Origin of the sequence: Rhodococcus sp. KRD175 (assembly GCF_017168275.1) — a bacterium.
Classification (GTDB): Bacteria; Actinomycetota; Actinomycetes; order Mycobacteriales; family Mycobacteriaceae; genus Rhodococcoides; species Rhodococcoides fascians.
The window spans coordinates 66,978-82,301 of record NZ_JABFAQ010000002.1; the positions used below are offsets into that span (position 1 = coordinate 66,978).

General features: G+C 65.9%; 14 protein-coding genes and 1 pseudogene. 10 read left to right on the forward strand and 5 right to left on the reverse strand.

The features are described 5' to 3' along the window. The first annotated feature begins 68 nt into the window (after positions 1-68). The 7 genes and pseudogenes from J1M81_RS00955 to J1M81_RS00985 all read left to right on the forward strand — a co-directional run bounded on the left by J1M81_RS00955 (position 69) and on the right by J1M81_RS00985 (position 8,634). Positions 69-1,583, forward strand: a complete 1,515-nt coding sequence (locus J1M81_RS00955) for an iron ABC transporter permease (protein ID WP_206497471.1) — start codon at positions 69-71, stop codon at positions 1,581-1,583. After that, positions 1,580-2,626: an ABC transporter ATP-binding protein gene (locus tag J1M81_RS00960; protein WP_008709885.1), complete on the forward strand. Its 1,047-nt coding sequence runs from the start codon at positions 1,580-1,582 to the stop codon at positions 2,624-2,626. Before J1M81_RS00955 ends, J1M81_RS00960 begins: the two co-directional genes overlap by 4 nt. Before the next feature lie 282 nt (positions 2,627-2,908). Then, positions 2,909-5,272: pseudogene (infB, locus tag J1M81_RS00965) on the forward strand (translation initiation factor IF-2); the annotation flags it as partial. Positions 5,273-5,429: 157 nt separating this feature from the next. Continuing rightward, a complete protein-coding gene (locus J1M81_RS00970; protein WP_027496748.1) occupies positions 5,430-5,720 on the forward strand; it encodes a DUF503 domain-containing protein in 291 nt (96 codons plus the stop codon). 100 nt (positions 5,721-5,820) lie between these two features. Continuing rightward, a complete protein-coding gene (rbfA, locus tag J1M81_RS00975; RefSeq protein WP_027496749.1) occupies positions 5,821-6,309 on the forward strand; it encodes a 30S ribosome-binding factor RbfA in 489 nt (162 codons plus the stop codon). A 1-nt stretch (position 6,310) separates the two neighbouring features. Next, entirely contained in the window at positions 6,311-7,309 is a 999-nt protein-coding gene (locus J1M81_RS00980) for a bifunctional oligoribonuclease/PAP phosphatase NrnA (RefSeq protein WP_206497472.1), read from the forward strand. Continuing rightward, positions 7,306-8,634 carry an MATE family efflux transporter gene (locus J1M81_RS00985; protein ID WP_032391521.1) on the forward strand — a complete coding sequence of 443 codons (1,329 nt, stop codon included), beginning with the start codon at positions 7,306-7,308 and terminating at the stop codon, positions 8,632-8,634. The genes J1M81_RS00980 and J1M81_RS00985 overlap by 4 nt, the downstream gene beginning before the upstream one ends. 15 nt (positions 8,635-8,649) lie before the next feature. Here the strand turns inward: J1M81_RS00985 and J1M81_RS00990 are convergent, their stop codons facing one another. From J1M81_RS00990 to J1M81_RS01005, 4 genes are read right to left on the reverse strand one after another with little or no spacing between them, the layout of a single operon-like run. Then, positions 8,650-9,744 carry a sulfate/molybdate ABC transporter ATP-binding protein gene (locus J1M81_RS00990; protein WP_032372601.1) on the reverse strand — a complete coding sequence of 365 codons (1,095 nt, stop codon included), beginning with the start codon at positions 9,742-9,744 and terminating at the stop codon, positions 8,650-8,652. Further along, a complete protein-coding gene (locus J1M81_RS00995) occupies positions 9,741-10,550 on the reverse strand; it encodes an ABC transporter permease (RefSeq protein WP_032372600.1) in 810 nt (269 codons plus the stop codon). The genes J1M81_RS00990 and J1M81_RS00995 overlap by 4 nt, the downstream gene beginning before the upstream one ends. Next, on the reverse strand, positions 10,547-11,332 hold the full coding sequence (gene modA, locus J1M81_RS01000) for a molybdate ABC transporter substrate-binding protein (protein WP_032372599.1): 786 nt from the start codon (positions 11,330-11,332) through the stop codon (positions 10,547-10,549). The genes J1M81_RS00995 and modA overlap by 4 nt, the downstream gene beginning before the upstream one ends. A gap of 12 nt (positions 11,333-11,344) precedes the next feature. After that, positions 11,345-11,743, reverse strand: coding sequence for a molybdopterin-binding protein (locus J1M81_RS01005; RefSeq protein ID WP_032372598.1), 399 nt, complete (start codon positions 11,741-11,743; stop codon positions 11,345-11,347). 231 nt (positions 11,744-11,974) lie between these two features. Between J1M81_RS01005 and J1M81_RS01010 the strand changes: the two genes are divergently transcribed. The 3 genes from J1M81_RS01010 to truB are packed head-to-tail and all read left to right on the forward strand — an operon-like array spanning position 11,975 to position 14,528. Then, positions 11,975-12,898: a metallophosphoesterase gene (locus J1M81_RS01010; protein WP_032372597.1), complete on the forward strand. Its 924-nt coding sequence runs from the start codon at positions 11,975-11,977 to the stop codon at positions 12,896-12,898. Continuing rightward, a complete protein-coding gene (npt, locus tag J1M81_RS01015) occupies positions 12,895-13,560 on the forward strand; it encodes a 4'-phosphopantetheinyl transferase Npt (protein ID WP_032370820.1) in 666 nt (221 codons plus the stop codon). The genes J1M81_RS01010 and npt overlap by 4 nt, the downstream gene beginning before the upstream one ends. A gap of 35 nt (positions 13,561-13,595) precedes the next feature. Further along, positions 13,596-14,528, forward strand: coding sequence for a tRNA pseudouridine(55) synthase TruB (truB, locus tag J1M81_RS01020; RefSeq protein WP_027496758.1), 933 nt, complete (start codon positions 13,596-13,598; stop codon positions 14,526-14,528). Between the two features lie 43 nt (positions 14,529-14,571). On the opposite strand, the gene J1M81_RS01025 is transcribed toward truB, so the two are convergent. Beyond that, positions 14,572-15,324, reverse strand: a complete 753-nt coding sequence (locus tag J1M81_RS01025) for a metal-dependent transcriptional regulator (RefSeq protein WP_370878688.1) — start codon at positions 15,322-15,324, stop codon at positions 14,572-14,574.

A 15,324-nucleotide genomic window follows, 5' to 3' on the forward strand; every position in this document is an offset into this window, starting at 1 on the left:
CAACGACGAACGGTCGAGAACAACGGGGGCCGGCCGACAAGCTGCGTCGCTCAGCAGGCCGGCCGCGTATGCCCTTGCCTCTGGCTGTCACCGCAGTGATTGTCGTGGTGATCTCGCTCATCCCGCTCGGGTACGTGATCGTGGAGAGCGTGGACACCGGCTGGGCCACCGCGTCGGCGCTGCTGTTCCGGCCGCGGGTCCGCGAATTGTTGGCCAACACCGTGATGTTGGTAGTGATCACGGTGCCCATCTGTGTCGCAATCGGCGTCGCGGCTGCTTGGTTGGTCGAGCGCACACGAGTATTCGGAGCGAAGGGTTGGGCGGTATTGCTTGCCGCGCCGCTGGCTGTCCCGGCGTTCGTGAACAGCTACTCGTGGGTGACGGCGATCCCTTCCCTCGGCGGACTGGGCGGCGGCGTTCTGATTGCGACGCTCTCGTATTTTCCGCTCGTCTACATTCCCGTTGCCGCGACGCTTCGCAGGCTCGACCCCGCGGTCGAGGAATCGGCGCGAGGACTCGGAATCGGACCGTGGGCAGTGTTCTTTCGCGTCGTGGTGCCGCAGTTGCGGCTGGCGATCGCCGGCGGAGCGCTTCTGGTCGCGTTGCACCTACTCGCCGAATACGGTGCCTTCGTCTTCATCCGATTCGACACCTTCACGACAGCGATTTTCGAGCAGTATCAATCGACGTTCAACGGAGCTGCGGCCACTATGCTCGCCGGGGTGCTGGTATTGCTGTGCCTCACGCTGTTGGTGATCGAAGCGGTTGTGCGTGGCAGTGCCAGGTATGCCCGCATCGGCTCGGGTGCAGCCCGCCCGGCCGTGCCTGCAGAACTCGGTTGGCAGTACTCGCCGATCGCGCTCGTCTTCCTGGGGATGTTGATCGCACTGTCTCTCGGAGTCCCGATCGCCAGTGTTCTGCGGTGGCTTGTCATCGGCGGCAGCGCGGTGTGGGAGTGGGACGAGGTCTCTTCCGCGCTGCTGCAAACGCTCGGGTTCGGAATTGCCGGTGCGGTCATTACGTGTGCACTCGCGTTCCCGGTCGCGTGGATCTCGATTCGCCACCGCGGACGGTTCAGCCGTGTCCTCGAGGGCGGTACCTACATCTCGAGTTCGTTGCCCGGCATCGTCGTTGCGTTGGCGTTCGTCACCACCGCCATTCGGTACGCAAATCCGCTGTATCAAACAGTTGTCGTCGTGATCGCGGCCTACGCATTGCTCTTCCTGCCACGCGCATTGGTCAACCTGCGCGCCGGGCTCGCGCAAGCGCCCGTCGGGTTGGACGAGGCGGCTCGGTCACTGGGTCTGTCACCGCTGTCGAGCTTCTTTCGGGTGACTCTCAGATTGGCTGCACCGGCCACCGCAGCGGGCGGTGCGTTGGTGTTCTTGGGGATCGTGAACGAGTTGACCGCAACATTGCTGCTGGCACCGACCGGAACCCGCACGCTGTCGATGCAGTTCTGGTCGCTGAGCAGCGAGATCGACTACTCGGGGGCTGCTCCGTACGCGTTGATCATGATCGTGCTGTCGCTGCCCATGACCTACGTTCTCTTCTCCCAGTCGAAAAAGGCGGCAGGACTATGACATACGCGTTGGAGGTGGATGGGCTGGACAAGTCGTTCGGTCCTGTGACGGTGCTACGTCGAGTTGAGTTCGCTGTCGAGGCTGGATCCACCACAGCCATCGTCGGACCGTCCGGTTGCGGTAAGACGACGCTGCTGCGTCTGATCGCGGGTTTCGACAGACCCGACGCAGGCACCGTCGCACTGACCGGGAAGGTCGTCGCGGGAACCGGCTGGACGCCTGCGCACCGAAGGTCCATCGGGTACGTCGCCCAGGACGGGGCACTGTTCCCACACGCCACGGTCGGCGCGAACATCGGATTCGGCCTGCCACGCCGTGCCCGGACCGTCTCGAAGATTACCGAACTGCTCGAGATGGTGTCGCTGGATTCGTCCTACGCGTCACGTCGACCTGACCAGCTTTCCGGCGGCCAGCAGCAACGGGTCGCCCTTGCGCGGGCGCTGGCGCGTGAACCTCAATTGATGCTGCTCGACGAACCGTTCTCCGCACTCGATGCCGGCTTGCGGGCGAACACCCGACGGATCGTCGCCGACGTCCTCGCCAAGGCCGCGATCACCACCATCCTCGTCACCCACGATCAACCCGAGGCCCTGTCGTTCGCCGACCGGGTTGCGGTGATGAACTCGGGCAGGCTCGCACAGATCGGTACACCTCGTGAGGTCTATTCCCGCCCTGTGGACGTCACCACCGCGGAATTCATCGGTGACGCCGTGATCTTGACGGCCCACATAGAGAACGGCCGTGCCCGCTGCGCCCTCGGCGACGTCGACATCGCCCCCTCCTTCAACGCCATCGAAGGCACAGCCCGAATCCTGTTGCGACCAGAGCAAATCGAGGTGGCACCCGACGGCATGGGTGCATCGGGGACCATCGTCGACGTGCAGTACTTCGGATCGGAGATGCTGCTCGGGATCCGCCTCGACACCGCGGACACCGCCATGGCCCAGCGGATCACCGTACGTCGCTTCGGCACCACGGCTCTGACGCCCGGCGACAGAGTCGCCATCTGCGTCATCGGCGACGCCGTCGCGTACGACTTGTGAGAGAGCTACTCAGTGTGAGGCAGCCTCTCGCGTCCTGCTTGATCATGCGAACAATGTGCGTAGGTAGTGGGCAGACTTGCACCATTCAGACTGAGGCAACGCCCCGAAGGCAATCACGTCTCGACCCCAAGCATGCAAAGGGCCGGCATCGACTGTCGGGACTGCCCCGACTTCAGTTGACTAGTGGGGTTGAGCGATTCAGGCCGCGTGTGCGGTCCGGTTGATTGTCTCAAACTCGATAGGGGTGAGCTTGCCGAGGCGCCGTTGACGGCGTTTGCGGTGAATCCGTACTCGTCGGCTCCGGTCGAACGACCGGCCCCGCGACCCGCTCCCGGTGCCGGTGCTCCGCGCCCCGGCGGCGGACGACCGGCTCCCGGACAGGGCGGACCCCGCCCGGCCGCACCGGCAGGCGGCGCTCGTCCGGCTCCCGGACAGGGCGGCCCCCGTCCCGCACCGGGTCAGGCCGGACCTCGGCCCAGCCCGGGCTCCATGCCTCCTCGCCCCAATCCGGGTGCGATGCCGACTCGTTCGGCACGTCCCGGCCCCGCAGCAGGACGTCCCGGTCGCCCCGGCGGCGCACCGGGTGGACGTCCGGGCGGCGGCGGTGGCGGTGGCTACCGCGGCGGTGGCGCTCCCGGCGCTCCCGGTGGTGCACCGGCAGGTGGCGCTCCCGCAGGTGGCTTCCGTGGCCGTCCCGGCGGCGGTGGCCGTCCCGGTCAGCGTGGCGCAGCAGCAGGTGCGTTCGGTCGGCCCGGCGGAGCAGTCCGCCGCGGTCGCAAGTCGAAGCGGGCGAAACGCGCCGAGTACGAGAGCATGCAGGCTCCCGCAGTCGGCGGCGTCAGGCTGCCCCGCGGCAACGGCGAGACCATTCGTCTCGCGCGCGGAGCATCGCTGTCGGACTTCGCAGACAAGATCGACGCCAACCCCGCTGCACTCGTGCAGGCACTGTTCAACCTCGGTGAGATGGTCACCGCGACGCAGTCGGTCAACGACGAGACGCTGGAGCTTCTCGGCGGCGAGATGAACTACGTCGTGCAGGTCGTCAGTCCCGAGGACGAGGATCGCGAACTGCTCGATTCGTTCGACCTCACCTACGGCGAAGATGCCGGCGGCGAGGAAGATCTCGAGCAGCGTCCCCCTGTGGTCACCGTCATGGGCCACGTCGATCACGGTAAGACTCGACTGCTCGACTCGATTCGTAACACCACGGTGCGCGAAGGCGAGGCCGGCGGCATCACTCAGCACATCGGTGCGTACCAGGTGTTGACCGAGCTCGAAGGCAACGAGCGTCTCGTGACCTTCATCGACACCCCCGGTCACGAGGCCTTCACGGCCATGCGTGCTCGTGGTGCCAAGGCCACCGACCTTGCGATCCTCGTGGTCGCGGCCGACGACGGTGTCATGCCGCAGACGGTCGAAGCCATCAACCACGCCCAGGCGGCCGACGTGCCGATCGTGGTCGCGGTCAACAAGATCGACAAGGAAGGCGCGAACCCGGACAAGATCCGGCAGCAGCTGACCGAATACGGTCTGGTCGCCGAGGAATACGGCGGCGAGACGATGTTCGTCGACATCTCCGCCAAGCAGGGCACCAACATCGATGCCCTCCTCGAAGCGGTGCTGCTGACGGCCGATGCGTCACTCGATCTGCGTGCCAACCCGGACATGGATGCCCAGGGTGTCGCCATCGAGGCACACCTCGACCGCGGTCGCGGTCCGGTGGCCACGGTGCTCATCGCCCGCGGAACGCTGCGCGTCGGTGACTCGATCGTCGCCGGCGATGCCTACGGCCGCGTGCGTCGCATGGTCGACGAGCACGGCGAGGACGTCACCGAAGCGATGCCGTCCCGGCCCGTTCAGGTCATCGGCTTCACGTCGGTGCCCGGTGCAGGCGACAACCTTCTGGTCGTCGACGAGGACCGGATCGCCCGTCAGATCGCCGATCGCCGTAATGCCCGTAAGCGCAATGCTCTGGCGGCCAAGAGTCGCAAGCGCATCAGCCTCGACGATCTCGATGCAGCTCTGAAGGAGACTTCGCAGCTCAACCTGATCCTCAAGGGTGACAACTCGGGCACCGTCGAGGCGCTCGAAGAGGCCTTGCTCGGTATCCAGATCGACGACGAAGTCGAGTTGCGCGTCATCGACCGCGGTGTCGGTGGCGTCACGGAGACCAACGTCAACCTGGCGTCGGCATCCAACGCGATCATCATCGGCTTCAACGTGCGGGCCGAGGGCAAGGCAACCGAACTCGCCAACCGCGAGGGCGTCGACATTCGGTACTACTCGGTGATCTACCAGGCCATCGACGAGATCGAGAAGGCCCTCAAGGGCATGCTCAAGCCGATCTACGAAGAGGTCGCACTGGGCCAGGCCGAGATCCGCGCGCTGTTCCGTTCCTCGAAGGTCGGAAACATCGCCGGTTGCCTCGTCACCTCCGGTACGATCCGTCGCAACGCCAAGGCGCGCCTGCTCCGTGACAATGCGGTCGTGGCCGAGACCGTGACGATCTCCTCGCTTCGCCGCGAGAAGGACGACGCAGTCGAGGTTCGTGAAGGATACGAGTGTGGTTTGACGGTGACGTACTCCGACATCAAGGTGGGCGATGTCATCGAGGCGTACGAGCTCCGTGAAAAGCCGCGCGACTAGAACAGGTCCGGAGCTGAACAGCTCCGTTCCCGGTCGCGTCGGCTCGGTGGTGAAGCCAGGGGAGTGACACTGCACTCCGGGGACGAGCCGGTGGTGGTACGACATATGTACCGCCACCGGCTTTGTCGTCGGAGCTGATCGAAGGGGCGACGTCAGCGTGTATCTGGGTGCTTTGGAGTTGGACGTGTTGTTGGGGGACGTGCGTTCGCTCGCCGAGAAACGGTCGATGGTCGAACCGGTTCTCGGCGATCTGCAGAGGCTGGGAGTGTCTGCCGCCGAAACCGGTGAGCGAGAACGTATTCGGCGTTCGATGTTGGGCGTGGCAGCGGCGGGCACGAACGTCGACCTGTTACACGACAAGCTCGACGAGTGCGAGCGGCACGTCGCCGAGCGTCAGGATCTGGAACTGTTGGCAGTACGCCGGAGAATTTTCGGCCCCGAGGATTAGATCGGGGAGTTCGTCGAACGTGTTCGGCGAATGTTGGAGCGTAATCGCCGAGACGTCGCATTGCAGTGACGTCCGGCCATGAAAGAGGAGTGTGATTGTCGTGGTGGATCAGGCCAGGGCTCGTAAGTTGTCCAAGCGAATCGCCGCTATCGTTGCGACGGCGATCGACCACGAGATCAAAGATCCACGGTTGGCGTTCGTGACCATCACCGACACGAAGGTGACGGCCGACCTGCACGACGCCACGGTGTACTACACCGTGATGGGCGAGGATCTCGATACCCCGCCCGATCTGCAGGGAGCTGCGGCGGGTCTGGAGAAGGCCAAGGGCGTTCTCCGCTCGAAGGTCGGAGCCGGTACCGGTGTGCGGTTCACTCCGACGCTGACGTTCGTGACGGATACCGTCCCCGACACCGCCCGGCACATGGAAGAGCTGCTCGAACGCGCTCGCGCAGCCGACGAGGAGCTGGCTCGCGCCCGGGCGAACGCGAAGCCTGCCGGAGACCCGGACCCGTACAAGGCTCCCCGCGAGGAGTCCCCCGCGGATCGCGGCGATGCAGAAGCCGTCGAGCCAGCCGAAGCCGACTGAGATGTCCGATGGCTCTGGTTCGGAGTTCGAGCTGGACGAGGATCTGGCGCGTGCGATCGAGATGCTCGAGCGCGCTTCCTCGGTGACCGTGCTCTGCCATGTCCAGCCGGATGCCGACACGATCGGCAGCGGATTGGCAATCGGTTCGGTACTCGAACGTCGCGGCGCGCAGGTGCAGGTGGCGTTCGCCGCGCCCGCGTTTCTGCCGCAATCGATGGAAGAGCTACCGAACCGGCATCTGCTGGTGGAGCCGGAGAAGGTGGCCGAATCGGTCGATCTGGTGGTCACCGTGGACGCCGGAAGCCGAGGTCGACTCGGTTCGCTCGGCGAGCGACTCGACTCCGCATCGGAGTCCCTGGTCATCGACCATCACCGGAGTAATACGCGGTTCGGAACACTGAACGTCGTCCGCGCGTCCGCCGAATCCACCACGGCCGTGATCGTCCGCCTGCTGGATCGGTGGGGTGTCGACATCGATGCGGACCTGGCGCATCTGCTGTTCGCGGGTCTGGTCACCGATACCGGGTCGTTCCGGTGGGTGCGGCCGGGTTCGCATCTGCTCGCGGAGAGGTTGCTCGCGACCGGCATCGACGGTGCACGTATCGCCCGTCGCCTCCTCGATACGCACCCCTTCGACTGGCTGCCGATGCTCGGGGCGGTACTGGGTTCGGCCGAGTTGCTGCCCGACGCGGCGGGCGGACGGGGGCTCGTGTACGCCGTCATCCGGAGCGAGGATTCGGCCGGTCTGAGGTCGGAGGAGATCGAGAGTGTCATCGACATCGTGCGGACCACCTCCGAGGCGGAGGTGGCCGCGGTGTTGAAGCAGCAGGATTTCGGGTCGGTCTGGGTGGTGTCGCTCAGATCCAAGACGCAGGTGGACGTATCTGCAGTGGCGACCGGGTTCGGCGGCGGTGGGCATCACAACGCCGCGGGCTACACCGCGACCGGTGAGCTCCCCGACGTGATCGATGCGCTGCGTGAGGCCTTGTCGGCGTCGTGAGTTCCACCCCTGTCACGGCTCGCAGAATTCTCGGGCTGTCGCTTCCATCGCTCGGAGTTCTGGCCGCCGAACCCCTCTACCTCCTGTTCGACGCGGCGGTCGTAGGGCGGCTCGGCGCGTTGGCTCTGGCCGGCCTGGCGATCGGGGGGCTCGTCCTCGCTCAGGTCAGCACGCAGCTGACCTTCCTGTCCTACGGAACCACTGCGCGTGCGGCGCGCATGCACGGTGCCGGTCGTGAGCGCGACGCCGTCGGGGAAGGGGTGCAGGCGACGTGGCTGGCGGTGGCGATCGGTCTCGCGATCGTCCTCGTGGTCCAGTTGTTCGCCGCCCCCGTCGTGTCGCTATTGGCCGGTGGCGGTGACATTGCCGCGGAGGCACTGCTGTGGCTGCGCGTGGCGCTGGTGGGGGTGCCGTTCATTCTGATATCGCTGGCCGGGAACGGCTGGATGCGCGGCGTGCAGAACACGACGACACCATTGCGGTTCGTCGTGCTCGGTTTCGGCGTGTCGGCGGTGCTGTGTCCACTCCTCGTCCACGGCCTGCTCGGATTTCCCCGGCTCGAATTGGTGGGCTCGGCCGTTGCGAACGTCATCGGCCAAGGTGTCGCAGGCGCTCTGTTCGTCGGTGCCCTCGGGCGGTCGGGTGCGCCGTTGCGCCCGCGCTGGTCGGTCATGCGGGCGCAGCTGGTACTCGGCCGCGATCTGATCGTGCGCAGTCTCGCGTTCCAGGCGTGCTTCCTGTCTGCCGCAGCGGTCGCGTCGAGATTCGGTGCCGCATCGGTGGCGGCAAATCAGGTGGTGCTGCATCTGTGGAACCTGGTGTCGTTGATGCTCGACTCGTTGGCCATCGCCGCGCAGACACTCGTGGGAGCGGCCCTGGGTGCGGGCAGGACCGAGGATGCGCGTGCGCTCGCTCGCCGGTTGACGGCATGGTCGACGGTCTTCGCGGTGATCCTGGCCGCGGTGTTCGCCGCCGGGCAGCCGGTCGTCCCGGGATTGTTCACCACCGACGTCTCGGTGATCGATCAGATGCAGGCGATCTGGTGGATCTTCGTGGCGATCATTCCGGTCGCCGGTGTGGTGTTCGCGTTGGACGGGGTGCTGTTGGGCAGCGGCGATGCCGCGTTCTTGCGTAACGCCACGATGGCGTGTGCGATCGTCGGGTTCCTGCCGTTCATTTGGTCTGCCCTGGTGTTCGACTGGGGTGTCGTGGGCATCTGGCTGGGTCTGGGTGTGTTCGTCTGCCTGCGCATGGTCGCGGTCGCCGGTCGAGTGCTGTCGGGTAAATGGCTCGTGACCGGTAGCGATCGGCAACTGCGAGACTGATCGCGTTCGCATGCATCACCGCCGTGACACCAGGGCCGGATGCAGCACCACCTCGCGGCTCTTGACGACGAAGAACACCCGTCGGCCGGGTTCCAGGCCCAGCTCCGACACCGCGGCGGCGGTGATGTCTGCCGCGATACCCGGTGTGCCGTCGGGGTGCGGACGAGCTCGGACGCGGATGCCCGAGCCCTGCACTTCCATCTCCTCGATGACTACTTCGAAGACGTTGCGCGGGCTGGCGTGCGGCGCGGTGAGGTGTACCGAAACGGCAGCGGGGGAGAAGACTGCGACCACCGGCGTCCCGGAACCGTGTTGCCCCGAGCCGTGCACGACGGTGTCCCACGGCGTGCGCAGCGCGGTGGTGTCGCCGACGGTGAGTGCGTGGCCCGAGATCAGATTGACCCCGGCCATGCGAGCACCGAACTCGCTTCGCGGGGCGGTGAGAACGTCGGCGACCGAACCGCGTTCGACGACGCGTCCACCGTCGACGACGGCAACGGTATCGGCGAGTGCGACGACGTCGAGCAGATCGTGGGTGACGATCAGTGCCGTACGACCGTTCTCTCGGAGTACGGTGCGCAGCAGTCTCCGGATGGCCGGGGCCGTGTCGACGTCGAGCGCGGCGAGCGGTTCGTCGAGCAGGAGGAGTCGGGGATCGGCGGCGAGTGCGCGGGCGATGGCAACCCGCTGAGCCTGGCCCCCGGACAGCTGTGCCGGGCGGCGCTCGGCCAGGTGAGAGGCTCCGACTGCGTCGAGCCATCGATCGGCCACTGCCCTAGCCGTCCTCCGGTCGGCGCCGGAACTACGTGGTGCGAATGCGACGTTCGTCCGTGCGGTCATGTGAGGAAACAGCAGTGTCTCCTGTGCCAGAGTCGCGATGCCGCGGGCGTGCACCGGAACGGCCGTCCTTGCGGCCGTGTCGGTCAGAACGTCCTCGCCCAGGCGGACGATGCCGTCGTCGGGTGGCACCAGGCCCGCGACGAGCTGCAGCAGTGTGGATTTACCTGCGCCGTTCGGTCCCAGGATCGCCGTTGTTTCACCCTCGGCGACATCCAGCTCGAGATCGACGCCCCGGGCCGCGACGGTGGCGCGCAGGTGTAGCGAACTCATGGTGTTCCCGTCGTTCGAGTACCGCGAGCGGCCAGGACCACCACTGCCGCGACGACGACGAGGACGAGCGACAGGGCTATCGCTGCGTCGGGGTCGGACTCGCGTTGCAGATAGATTTCGAGGGGCAGGGTTCTGGTCACTCCCTCGAGAGAACCGGCGAACGTCAGCGTCGCGCCGAACTCTCCCAGTGCGCGCGCGAACGCGAGAACGATTCCGGACGTCAACCCGGGCAGGATCAAGGGGAGGGTGACGCGGCGCAGGACCGTCGTAGGGGGTGCGCCCAAGGTTGCGGCCACCACGTCGTATCGATCCCCGGCAGTGCGCAGCGCGCCCTCGACGCTGACCACCAGGAAGGGCAACGACACGAAGGCCTGGGCGAGCACCACGGCCGTCGAGGTGAACGCGATCCGGATTCCGAAGGCATCGAGATGTTCGCCCAGTAGCCCCTGGCGACCGAACGTGTAGAGCAAGGCGATGCCGCCGACCACCGGGGGGAGCACCAGTGGGAGGACGACGAGGGAACGCAGCGTCGACAGACCGCGAAACGAACCGCGGGCGAGGACCGTCGCCATCGGCACACCCAGGAGCACGCACAACACCGTGCTTGCCGAGGCCGTCTTCAGACTCAGCAGCAGCGCGGCTACTGCGGACTCGGACGTGATGAGCCCGAAGAAGTTCGTCCAGTCGATTCGGGTGAACATCGCGGCCAACGGTGCGACGACGAGAAGTGCTCCGGCAGCGGCAGGGACGAATATCCATCCGGGTACACCTACGGTCGGACCTGTGCCCGCGGCGTGCCCGGTCACGGTGCCGCGAAACCGGCCTGCGTCAGCATTTCACGGCCGATCGGTCCGGCGACGAAGTCGGTGAAGGCGCGGGCCGCGTCCACGTTGTCGGATCCGCTCAACGCTGCGATCGGATAGGTGTTGACCGCCCCGCTCGATTCCGGGAAAGGCACGGCGCTGACGGCGTCTGCGGCCCCCGTTGCATCGGTGACGTACACCAGTCCGGCGTCGGCCTGACCGGAGGTGACCTTGCCCAGAACGTCGGTGACGGACGACTCCTCGCTGACTGCCGGGATGTCGGTTCCGGTGGCGTTCTCGACGGCTGCCGTGGCCGCGCCGCACGGCACCTGCGGCGCGCAGATCACCGTCAGCACATCGGGTTTCGCCAGATCGGCGAACGACCGGACGGCCTTGGGGTTACCCGGGGCAGTGACGATGGTGAGGGTGTTGGAGGCGAAATCCACCGGGTCGCCGGCGACGAGGCCGGCATCGACGATCGTGCTCATGTTCTTGGTATCGGCAGAGGCGAACACGTCGGCAGGTGCACCGTTGACCAGTTGCGCGGCCAGATCGGAGGAGCCCGCAAAGCTGAAATCGACGGTAGTGCCGGAATGTTCCTGCTCGAAGCGGGTGCCGAGGGCGGTGAACGTCGAGCGCAGTGATGCCGCCGCGAACACGGTCAGCGTGCTCGAACCCCCGTCCTGCGGAGCGTCCTCGGCAGCGGGGTCGGCCGCGCACCCTGCAAGCATCAGGGCGACCGCGACCAGAGCACCGTGAACCGCTCGAATGTTTTTCACTGACATCGTCCTTCGGTTCTAGGGAGTTTCGACAATGACGGTCGTGGCCTTGACGACCGCGACGGTGATGGAGCCCGGTTCGAGCCCCAATTCCTGGACCGATCGGGTACTCATCAGGGACACGATGGTGAACGGCCCACACTGCATGCGGACCTCGCTCATGACCGCGTCGGAGACCACGTCGGTGACCAGCCCCACGAGTCGGTTCCGGGCCGAGCTACCGCCCGATGCCACCTCGGGCGGGGGAGCGGCGTGCTCGCGGGCGTACTGCGCGAGAGCGCGCGCGTCGACGACCTTGCGGCCCGTCTCGTCGTCGCGGGAGGGCAGGGTCCCGCTGTCCATCCACCGGCGGACGGTGTCGTCGCTGACTCCGAGCAGTGCGGCGGCGTCGCGTACGCGTATCGGCGGTGCCGTCATCGCACGATGCCGTTTCCTGCAGCTATCCGCAAAAGCGTCATGGATGGCACCATATACCCGAATCTGCGGTCGTTGCTGCGTGGATCCTTCTTTCGGAGCCGCTCGACGAACCGTAGCGGTTCACCCCGCGTGCACCGCTGCGGAATCTCCGGGGAGTATTGGAGGTTGGTACGTTCTGGGCGGTTGTGGCGATTCGACGTCGGCGGCCGAGTGCATCGGAAGGGATCATCAGTGGCAGCCAAGTTATGGGCAGTGAGCGACATTCATGTCGGACATCGAGGCAATCGACCTGTCACCGAGGATATTCATCCCGAGTCACCCGAGGATTGGCTGATCGTCGCCGGAGACGTCTCGGAGAAGACCGACGACATCAAATGGGCGCTCGAGCTGCTGCGCAGCCGCTTCGCGAAAGTGATCTGGGTTCCGGGCAATCACGAGTTGTGGACGACGGTGAAGGACCCCGTTCAGATCCACGGAGCGGCTCGGTACGAGTACCTGGTCAATCTCTGCCGCGAGATCGACGTCGTCACTCCCGAGGATCCCTACCTGCTCTGGGAAGGCGAAGGTGGACCCGCGACGATAGTGCCGATGTTCCTTCTGTACGACTACACGTTTCTCCCGCAGGGTGCGCGGGACAAGGAGCACGGGCTGGCGATCGCGCGCGAGAAGAACGTCGTCGCCACCGACGAGTTCCTGCTGTCCTCTCAGCCGTATGCGACGCGCGATGCCTGGTGCCATGCCCGCATCGACGCCACCCGCGAGCGCCTCGACGCGCTGGACACCACGGTTCCCACCGTGCTCATCAACCACTTTCCGATGGTGCGTCAGCCGACCGAGGTGTTGTTCTACCCGGAGTTCGCCCTGTGGTGCGGGTCGACGCTGACGGCGGACTGGCACACCAGGTACAACGCGATCTGCTCGGTGTACGGTCACCTGCACATCCCGCGGACCACCTACTACGACGGCGTCCGCTTCGAGGAGGTCTCGGTGGGTTACCCGCGCGAATGGCAGCGCCGTGGACTGCCGAACAACGTTCTGCGCCAAATTCTTCCGGTTCCCGAGTATCCGCCGGGCACGTTGAACAAATGGGGCGGGCACTTCACCGTGACGTCCGAGATGGAGGCAGAGGTCGAGAAGATGAGGGCAGGCCAGTGATCGAATCGATTCTCCCCAATGGTGTTGTCTCGGCCGAATTGTTCACCGATCCACCGGGTTTGATGCCGCACCCACTCGAAGCGCCGTTGGTCGCCAAGGCGGTGGACAAGCGCAAGCGTGAGTTCACCTCGGCTCGACACTGCGCGCGTGTGGCGATGCAGAAGCTCGGTGTGGAGCCCGCGCCGATCATGCGCGGCACCTCCGGCGCACCGCAGTGGCCGAAGGGAGTGGTGGGGTCGTTGACGCATTGCGACGGCTACCGGGGTGCCGTTCTGGGCTACGCCATGCAGGTTCGCTCGGTGGGAATCGATGCCGAGCCACACGGACCTCTTCCCGACGGCGTGCTCGACGCGGTCAGCCTCGAAGCCGAGCGCGAGTGGCTCTCGACCGCGGGCCGAGAAGACGTCCACTGGGATCGAGTGTTGTTCTGCGCCAAGGAGGCGACGTACAAGGCCTGGGAGCCGCTGACCGGTCGCTGGCTGGGGTTCGAGGACGCGCACATCACCTTCGAGCGCACCGGCAGCGGCGACGACATCTCGGGAACGTTTCGATCCGAACTGCTGGTCCCGGGCGACACCGTATCCGGACCTCCGTTGACGGCTTTCGACGGTCGATGGATGGTGTCCGACGGTTTGGTGATGACGGCGATCTCGGTGATGTGACGACCGGCTCGTCGCGCCTGGCACAATGCACTCTCGTGAGTGCTCGCGGAAAGATCTCGTCCGGTCTCGTCGGTGCCGGTGTGTTGGTGGTCGACAAGGGGCCGGGCGTCACCAGCCACGATGTCGTCGCGTCGTGCCGAAAGTTGTTGCAGACCAGAAAGGTCGGTCATGCGGGGACGTTGGACCCCATGGCGACCGGGGTGCTGGTTCTGGGCGTGGAGCGGGCGACCAAGATGCTCGGACTGCTGACGCTGACGACCAAGTCGTACACCGCCACCGTGCGACTGGGGCGCAGTACGACGACCGATGACGCCGAGGGTGAGGTGCTCGCCGACGTCCCGGCCACGAATGTCTCGGATTCGGACATCGCGGCCGGGGTTGCCGCACTCACCGGTGACATCGAGCAGGTTCCGGCCAGTGTCAGTGCCATCAAGGTCGACGGTCAGCGGGCACACAAGCTCTCGCGCGCCGGTGAGGAGTTCACCCTCGCCGCTCGCAAGGTCACTGTCACTCGCTTCGACGTGACGGCTCGCCGCGATGTCGTCGATTCCGATGGCCGGTTCGTCGACCTCGATGTCGAGGTGGACTGCACGTCGGGGACGTACGTGCGCGCGCTCGCACGGGATCTCGGCGCAGCACTGGGCGTCGGCGGCCACCTGACGGTTCTGCGCAGAACCAGGGTCGGGCCGTTCACGCTCGACCACGCCGTGACGCTCGAGGAATTGGCCGAGAATCCCGCTGTGGGCCTCGATATAGACGAGGCTGCGCGCACCGCATTTCCGCACCGACAGATCGATGCCGCCGAAGCGGAGTCGCTCAGCCAGGGACGCTGGCTCGATCCCGTCGGAATCGAGGGGGTCTACGCGGCTGTCGATCCCACCGGGCACACCATCGCGTTGCTGCAGGAAAAGGGCAAGCGGGCGAGCTCGGTGATGGTGGTGCGGCCGGCAACACTGCGCGGGTACTGATTTCCCGTTCGAGTCGGCCCTGCGACCGAGGGGACTGCACCGCTCAGGTGGCCGGAACCATCCAGATCGCTTCGGCGGCGCGGTGACCGAGATCGATGGACTCCGTGCTGCCGCGTCGGGCGAGTTCGATCGCCACCGTGCCGGCGTAGTCGCGTCGTTCGACCACGGTGATCGGTAGATCGAGCTCGATGCCGACCGAATCGAAGTACCGGAGCATCGCGGGGTCCGAATCGGAGATACGAGCCACTCGTCCCGACTGACCGTCGAGGTACTCGCTCAGTCTGGTTGCGGACGGCGTGTCGATCGACCCGTTGGCCGACGGAATCGGGTCCCCGTGTGGATCTCGTTCGGGGTGGCCGAGTTTGGCGTCTATCCGATCCATCATCAGATCGGATACCGCATGTTCGAGGATTTCTGCCTCGTCGTGGACCTCGTCCCAGCCGTACCCGAGTTCGCGAACGAGGTAGGTCTCGATGAGGCGATGTCGACGGACCATGCCGATGGCCGCCAGTCGGCCCTTCTCGGTGAGTGAGATGGCACCGTACCGGGCGTGGTCCACCATGCCCTGATCGGCCAGTTTGCGAATCGCCTCGGACACAGTGGATGCGGACACGCCGATTCGTTCGGAGAGCATCTTGGTGCTGACGGAGTCTTCACTCCATTCGCTGGCCGTCCAGATGACCTTGAGGTAGTCCTGCGCAACTGCGGACAGCTGGACGCCCTCGTCGGCCGGAGCTGGATCGTCTTTTCGTTGCGCCACGTCGCCGAGCTTAGGCAATCCAATGGAAAAAGACAT